This window comes from Loigolactobacillus zhaoyuanensis (assembly GCF_003946385.1).
GTDB lineage: Bacteria > Bacillota > Bacilli > Lactobacillales > Lactobacillaceae > Loigolactobacillus > Loigolactobacillus zhaoyuanensis.
Genome location: NZ_RHOE01000127.1, coordinates 1 through 2,175, shown reverse-complemented (window position 1 = coordinate 2,175; position 2,175 = coordinate 1). Strand labels below are relative to the sequence as shown.

Annotated in this window: 2 protein-coding genes and 2 pseudogenes; all 4 read right to left on the bottom strand. The window is 47.4% G+C overall.

Translation table 11 applies throughout. From position 1 onward, the window contains the following. Positions 1-703: pseudogene (locus tag EKM76_RS13155) on the bottom strand (pyruvate carboxylase subunit B); the annotation flags it as partial. A 21-nt stretch (positions 704-724) separates the two neighbouring features. After that, the gene (locus tag EKM76_RS13820; protein WP_263853699.1) at positions 725-802 is read right to left on the bottom strand and encodes an OadG-related small transporter subunit; all 78 of its coding nucleotides are present in this window, start codon (positions 800-802) and stop codon (positions 725-727) included. A 109-nt stretch (positions 803-911) separates the two neighbouring features. Further along, a pseudogene (locus EKM76_RS13150) lies at positions 912-2,028 on the bottom strand (sodium ion-translocating decarboxylase subunit beta). Positions 2,029-2,046: 18 nt separating this feature from the next. Further along, positions 2,047-2,175: biotin/lipoyl-containing protein (locus EKM76_RS13145; protein WP_125551007.1), on the bottom strand; the 129-nt coding region annotated here is incomplete at its 5' end.

Here is a 2,175-nt window from a genome sequence, read left to right as displayed (position 1 = left end):
CCAGAAAATGAGGAGATCGCCGTATCGATAATATCGGCGCCTGCTTCAACGGATTTCAAGTAAGTCATTTCGGAGATGCCACTAGTCGCATGGGTATGGACCTCTAACGGTAGATCGACTGCGGCTTTGATCTCACTGACTAACTGATAAGCATCGTTCGGCGTTAAAACCCCGGCCATATCTTTAATGGCGATCGAATCAGCGCCGATCGCAGCCAAGTCTTTGGCCAGTTGGACAAAGTAAGGGATCGTGTGGAAATCACTGGTGGTGTAAGAAATAGCGGCTTGCGCTTCGCCACCGGCGGCTTTGGTCGCTTTGATGGCGGTCGCCAAGTTACGGGTGTCATTCAACGCATCAAAGATACGAATCACATCGATCCCGTTTTCAACTGATTTTTTAACGAATTCTTCAACAACATCATCAGCGTAATGCTTATAACCAAGAATATTTTGACCACGGAGTAACATTTGCAATTTGGTGTGCTTAACGTGTTGGCGAATGGTGCGTAGCCGTTCCCATGGATCCTCATTTAAGAAACGGATCGCTGAATCAAAGTGGCACCACCCCAAACTTCTAGGGCGTGGTAACCGGCTTGATCCATGGTTTCCAGGATCGGTAACATATCGCTGATCGGCATCCGAGTTGCGATTTGACTTTGTTGGCCGTCACGTAAGACGGTTTCCATAAACCGAATATTTTTCATTGTTTATCCAGTCCTTAATCTTTATTTGGCGGGGAAAATCTTGATCAACACTTGTGAAATGATGTAGAGCAGGCCTAGGACCAAAAAGATCCCGACCATCCAAACACCATCAATTCTCCAGCGAGTACTAATGCGTTATTCATTATTCTGCTCCTAACTTAGGGGATGACTTGAGCTGCCAGTGGTAACTATGGGCGCAATGCCCAACTTAACTAAAGAAGGATAACAACAAGCCACCGGCGACCACTGAAGCGATCTGACCGGAAACGTTGGCGCCAACGGCATACATCAAGACAAAGTTTTGTGGATCTTCGTCAGTTGCCATCCGTTGGATCACCCGACTAGACATGGGAAAGGCTGAGATCCCAGCCGCCCCGATCATCGGGTTGATCTTCTGCTTGCGGAATAGATTGAGCAGTTTGGCGAAAAGTACGCCACCATGAATCCATCACAAAGGCCACTAAACCAAAGGCGATGATCATCAAAGTTTGCACGTTCAAGAATTGATCGGCGACTAATTTAACTGAGATCGTCAAACCTAAGAGATGGAAACATATTGACTAATTCGTTCTGCGCCGATTGTGATAAGCGATCCAACACGCCACATTCGCGGAGTAAGTTACCAAACATCAAGAAACCGACCAACGGTAATGAGATCGGCGCAATGAAGCCGCGACGATGGTGATGGCAATTGGAAAGATGATCTTGACGGTTTTAGAAACGTCTTCGGCTTTGTAGGTCATCCGAATCTGGCGTTCTTTTTTGGTGGTGACCAATTTGATCGCAGCTGGCTGAATGATCGGTACTAAGGCCATATACGAGTAGGCCGCCACCGTAATGGGACCCAACAGTTTCGGCGCTAGCTGGCCGGAAACGAAGATCGATGTTGGTCCATCAGCGGCGCCAATGATCCCGATCGAAGCGGCTTCTTGGATATTAAAGCCGAACAAGACAGCCACGATCACGGTGAAGAAGATCCCGAATTGGGCCGCAGCCCCGAATAAGAGCATGAACGGATTTTGTAGTAAGGGGCCGAAATCGATCATGGCGCCGATCCCGATAAAGATCAACAGTGGGAATAGTTCAGTCGTGATCCCAGCACTGAAAAGGATATCTAAGATCCCTTTGGCTTGATGACCATTGACGATCTGGGTCAACACCCCTGTACCAGGGATATTGACTAAGATCGCGCCTAGTCCCATGGGTACGAGTAAGGTCGGTTCGTATTCCTTTTTGATGCCTAAATAAATTAATAGCCCGCCGATCAACATCATCACAACTTCTTGCCAAGTGATCGACGTAATGCCTTGTAGTAGTGTTTCCAAATTATAAACCTACCTTTTCTATTGAATGGTGATCAACGCATCGCCGGCATTGACATTTTGGCCTAGGACCACGCTGATAGCAGCGACTTTACCGGCATGCGGCGCAACAACTTCGTTTTCCATTTTCATGGCTTCTAAGATCAATAA